The following is a 4,412-nucleotide window of genomic DNA, read 5'->3' as shown; positions in this document are numbered from 1 at the left end:
GCGTATAATCGTCGGCAGCGTCAGATGTGTATAAGAGACAGGTTGGTCATGGGAGTCCGGACAAGTGGCGGTGGCGCGGGGCGCATGAACGGGCAATCCCTGGCTACAGCATTCCGGCGCGGCGGGCCAATGCCAGGATTCGATGGGACCCCAGCACCAGAGGCCGCTCGACCAGCCTGCCGTCCAGCACGCAGACCCCGCCGCCCGCGGCCTCGAAGGCGGCCAGGACCCGCCCGGCTCGGAGGACCGCCTCCGGCGACGGAGTGTAGGCGTCGTGGATGGCGGTGATCTGCTTGGGATGGATGGCCGAGCGCGCGGTGAAGCCGTGCAGGACGCTGCGCGCCAACTCCTGGCGGTAGCCCTCCTCGTCGTCCAGCGCGATCCACGGCATGTCCAGCGCGTCCAGCCCGAAGCGGGCGGCGGCGTGGACGATCCGGGTGCGGGCCTGGACCAGCGGCTCCCAGGCCAGCGGCACGCGCAGCTCCGCCGACAGGTCGGCCCCGCCGAACATCAGGAAGGACAGGCGGGGGGAGGCCGCGGCGATCGCCATCACGTTCTCCAGCCCGTCGGCGCTCTCGATCAGCGCGCCGAGCGCGCCGGGGAGGTTGCGCTCGTCGAGAAGCCCGGCGGCCAGCCGGACGTCCTCGGCCCCGTCCACCTTCGGCAGCAGGATGCCCGCCCAGCGCGGCGCGGCGTCGTTTGGAAGATCGGTCAAAGCGAGGATGTCGAGCAGGCCGGAGCGGCTGCGCACCGAATTGGTTCGAACGAAAACCGCCGGCCCGCCCGCGCCGGTGTGTTCCCGCAGGAAGGAACAGACGGCGGCGCGGGCGCTGTCCTTGTCGCCGGGGGCCACCGCATCCTCCAGATCGATGATGACCGCGTCGGCGCCGGCCCCCAGGGCCTTGGCGAAACGGTCCGGGCGGGCGCCGGGAACGAACAGGTAGGAGCGGCGGACCGGCGAATCCGGCGCCGTTGCTGCGTTCTGCGGATTGTTGGACATGAAAACGCTTTCCAAGGGTGAGGGGGCGTGTTATTTGTACGTACAACATGCTATCACACGCGCTGAACATGTCACCTTGAAATGATCGGCGCCCCGCAATCATCCCTCCGATCCGCAGACAAGAGACGCCCGCCCATGCCCGATGTTCAGGAACCGCGGACCATCGTCGCCGACCTTGGCCGCTACCTCGAGGATTTCACCGTCGGCGATGTCTACGAGCACCGCCCCGGCCGGACCATCACCGAAGCGGACAACATCCAGTTCAGCCTGCTGACGATGAACCGCCACCCCATGCACTGCGACCACGCCTTCGCCGAGAAGTCGGAGTTCGGGAAGCCGCTGGTCAACAGCGGCCTGACGCTGGCCATGGTGCTGGGCATGACGGTGGACGACGTCTCCTACAAGTCCGTCGCCAACCTCGGCTGGAAGGAGATCAAGCTGGTCGCCCCGGTCTTCCCCGGTGACACGATCTACGCGCGCTCCAAGGTGCTGGACGTGCGCGAATCCAAGAAGCGCCCGACCCAGGGCATCGTGACCACCTACACCGAGGGCTACAAGGCCGACGGCACGGTCTTCGTGACCTTCGAGCGGGCCAGCCTCGTCCCCAAGCGGGGCCACGGCATCGGCGATTGATCTGGGCGATTGATCCGGGGCGACTGATCCGGACAACCCGGAACGACCCGATGGCCCGAGAAGAACAAAAGGGAGGAACCATGCCCGCCACCGATCCGACCACCAATTCCATCGCCAACACGCTGGCGGCCTTCGTCGCCGACACCCCCGACGACGCCATTCCGGCGGAGGTCCGCGCCCGCGCGCCGCACCACATGCTGGACGCCGTGGGCATCGCGCTCGCCTCGACGCGCTACGACTTCGCCCACAAGACGCTGACCGCGCTGCGCGGGCTGGCGGGGGAGGGGCCGGTGCCGGTGATCGGCATGCCCGCCTCGCTGCCCGCCCGCGACGCGGCGACGGTCAACGGGCTGCTCTGCCACGGTCTCGACTACGACGACACCCACATCGGCGGCGTCATCCACCCGACCGCCAGCGTGATGCCCGCCGTTCTGTCGGCGGCGGCGATGACCGGGGCGGACGGCCGTTCCGTGGTCAGCGCCTATGTGCTGGGCGTCGAGGTGGCGGCCCGGCTCGGCGCGGTGGCGCGCGGCGGCTTCCATCAGGTGGGCTTCCACCCGACGGGCATGATCGGTGTGTTCGGCTGCGCGCTGGCCGCCGGCCGGCTGCTCGGCCTGACCCGCGCGCAGCTCGCCGCCGCCCAGGGCATCGCCCTGTCGATGGCGAGCGGCAGCCTGGAGTTCCTGGAGGACGGCGCCTGGAACAAGCGCCTGCATCCCGGCTGGGCGGCGGCGGCGGGCATCACCGCGGCGGCGCTGGCTCGCGAGGGCTTCACCGGCGTCACCCGCCCCTACGAGGGCCGCTTCGGCCTGTTCAACGCCTATCTCGGCAAGGAGGCCGGGCGTGCCGAGTTGGGCATCGCCACCGCCGGCCTTGGCGAGACGTGGGAGCTGATGGCGACGGCGATCAAGCCCTATCCGGCCTGCCACTTCACCCACGCCTGCGTGGACGCCGCCCTGGAGCTGCGCCGTGACGGCCTGGACATCGCGCGCATCCGCCGCATCGAGGCGCTGGTGCCCGAGCAGGTCGTCAAGACCGTCTGTGAGCCGGAGGCCAACAAGAAGCGCCCCTCCAACTCCTACGACGCGCAGTTCAGCGTGCCCTTCCTGGTCGCCGCCGCGCTGGTGCGCGGGCGCCTGACCCTGGCGGAGCTGGAGAACGACGCGCTGGGCGACGCGGCGATCCTCGACATCGCGTCGAAGGTGTCCTACCGCCACGACCCGGACTCGCCCTTCCCGAAGGCCTATTCGGGCGAGCTGGTCATCACGCTCGACGACGGGCGGGAACTCCGTCACCGCGAGCACATCAACCGCGGCGCCGCCGACCGCCCGCTGTCCAACGCCGAGATCGTGGACAAGTACCGCGGCAACGCCGCCATGACCGTGAACGAGACCGCCGCGGCGCGCATCGCCGACGCCGTCCTCGGCCTCGACGCCAGCCCGCGCGCGGCGGACTCCTTGTCCGTCCTGTCGCCGTCCGTCCGCTGACCATTCATTCCGGGAAACACGCCATGAGCGACACCAACACCAGCATGACCGACGCGGAACGCGACGAGCAGGAACGCCTGATCCTCGACAGCGTGGACCGCTTCCTCGACCGTCACGTCCGGCCGGTCGCCTTGAAGCTGGAGCACGACGACACCTACCCCGACGAGATCGTCGAGCGGATGAAGGAGCTGGGCCTCTTCGGGGCGACGATCCCCGAGGAGTATGGCGGGCTCGGCCTGCGCCCCTCCACCTACGCCAAGATGATCGAGCGCATCTCGTCGGTCTGGATGTCGCTGTCCGGCATCATCAATTCGCACCTGATCATGGCCTTCATCGTCACCAAGACGGGGACGGAGGAGCAGAAGGCCGCCTTCCTGCCGCGCTTCGCCACCGGCGAGCTGCGCGGCGGCCTCGCTTTGACCGAGCCGGACTGCGGCACCGACCTCCAGGCCATCCGCACGGTGGCCAAGCGCGACGGCGACGACTACGTCATCAACGGCTCCAAGACCTGGATCACCAACGGAATCCAGGGAAGCTGCTTCGCCCTGCTGGTCAAGACCGACCCGACGGCGCAGCCCCGCCACAAGGGCATGACGATGTTCCTGGCCGAGAAGGGGCCGGGCTTCAAGGTCAGCCGCAAGCTGGAGAAGTTGGGCTACAAGGGCATCGATTCCGCCGAGCTGGTCTTCGAGGACTACCGCGTCCCGGCCGACCGGCTGATCGGCGGAGTCGAGGGCCGCGGCATGGCCTGCGCCATCTCCGGCCTGGAGCTGGGCCGCGTCAACGTGGCGTCGCGCGGCGTCGGTGTCGCCCAGGCGGCGCTGGACGAATCCGTCAAGTACAGCCAGCAGCGCAAGACCTTCGGCAAGCCGATCCACGAGCATCAGGCCGTGGCGATGAAGCTGGCCGACATGGCGACCCGCGTCTCCGCGGCACGGCTGCTCGTGCAGCAGGCGGCCAAGGCGCTCGACCGCGGCGAGCGCTGCGACTACGAGGCCGGCATGGCCAAGCTCTTCGCCTCCGAGGCGGCGGTGGAGAACTCCCTGGACGCCATGCGCATCCACGGCGGCTACGGCTACTCCAAGGAGTTCGTGGTGGAACGGCTCTACCGTGACGCCCCCCTGCTGTGCATCGGCGAGGGCACCAACGAGATCCAGCGCATCATCATCGCCAAGCGGCTGATCGAGCAGAATCCGGTGTGAGGGTTGGGTGGTCGCGTCGGGCCCCCCACCCCGCCACCCCCCCCCTCCCACGGGGCGGAGCGGGGTCTTATAAACAAAAACCACCCCACC

4 protein-coding genes are annotated in these 4,412 nt (G+C 69.4%); 3 read left to right on the top strand and 1 reads right to left on the bottom strand.

Annotated features, from left to right (window positions below; translation table 11 throughout):
• Positions 1 to 103: 103 nt before the first annotated feature.
• A complete protein-coding gene (locus Q4I23_RS30830) occupies positions 104 to 1,000 on the bottom strand; it encodes an HpcH/HpaI aldolase/citrate lyase family protein (protein ID WP_498528746.1) in 897 nt (298 codons plus the stop codon).
• A gap of 135 nt (positions 1,001 to 1,135) precedes the next feature.
• Between Q4I23_RS30830 and Q4I23_RS30825 the strand changes: the two genes are divergently transcribed.
• The 3 genes from Q4I23_RS30825 (at position 1,136) to Q4I23_RS30815 (ending at position 4,322) form a co-directional block, all read left to right on the top strand.
• Positions 1,136 to 1,633 (top strand): MaoC family dehydratase, encoded by a 498-nt coding sequence (locus Q4I23_RS30825; protein ID WP_094306085.1) that lies wholly within the window; start codon positions 1,136 to 1,138, stop codon positions 1,631 to 1,633.
• An 80-nt stretch (positions 1,634 to 1,713) separates the two neighbouring features.
• Positions 1,714 to 3,120, top strand: a complete 1,407-nt coding sequence (locus Q4I23_RS30820; protein WP_498528745.1) for an MmgE/PrpD family protein — start codon at positions 1,714 to 1,716, stop codon at positions 3,118 to 3,120.
• A 23-nt stretch (positions 3,121 to 3,143) separates the two neighbouring features.
• The gene (locus tag Q4I23_RS30815) at positions 3,144 to 4,322 is read left to right on the top strand and encodes an acyl-CoA dehydrogenase family protein (RefSeq protein WP_498528744.1); all 1,179 of its coding nucleotides are present in this window, start codon (positions 3,144 to 3,146) and stop codon (positions 4,320 to 4,322) included.
• Positions 4,323 to 4,412 lie beyond the last annotated feature (90 nt).

This window comes from Azospirillum sp. UFLA03-27 (assembly GCF_059803775.1).
This window is presented reverse-complemented; position numbering and strand designations above follow the sequence as displayed.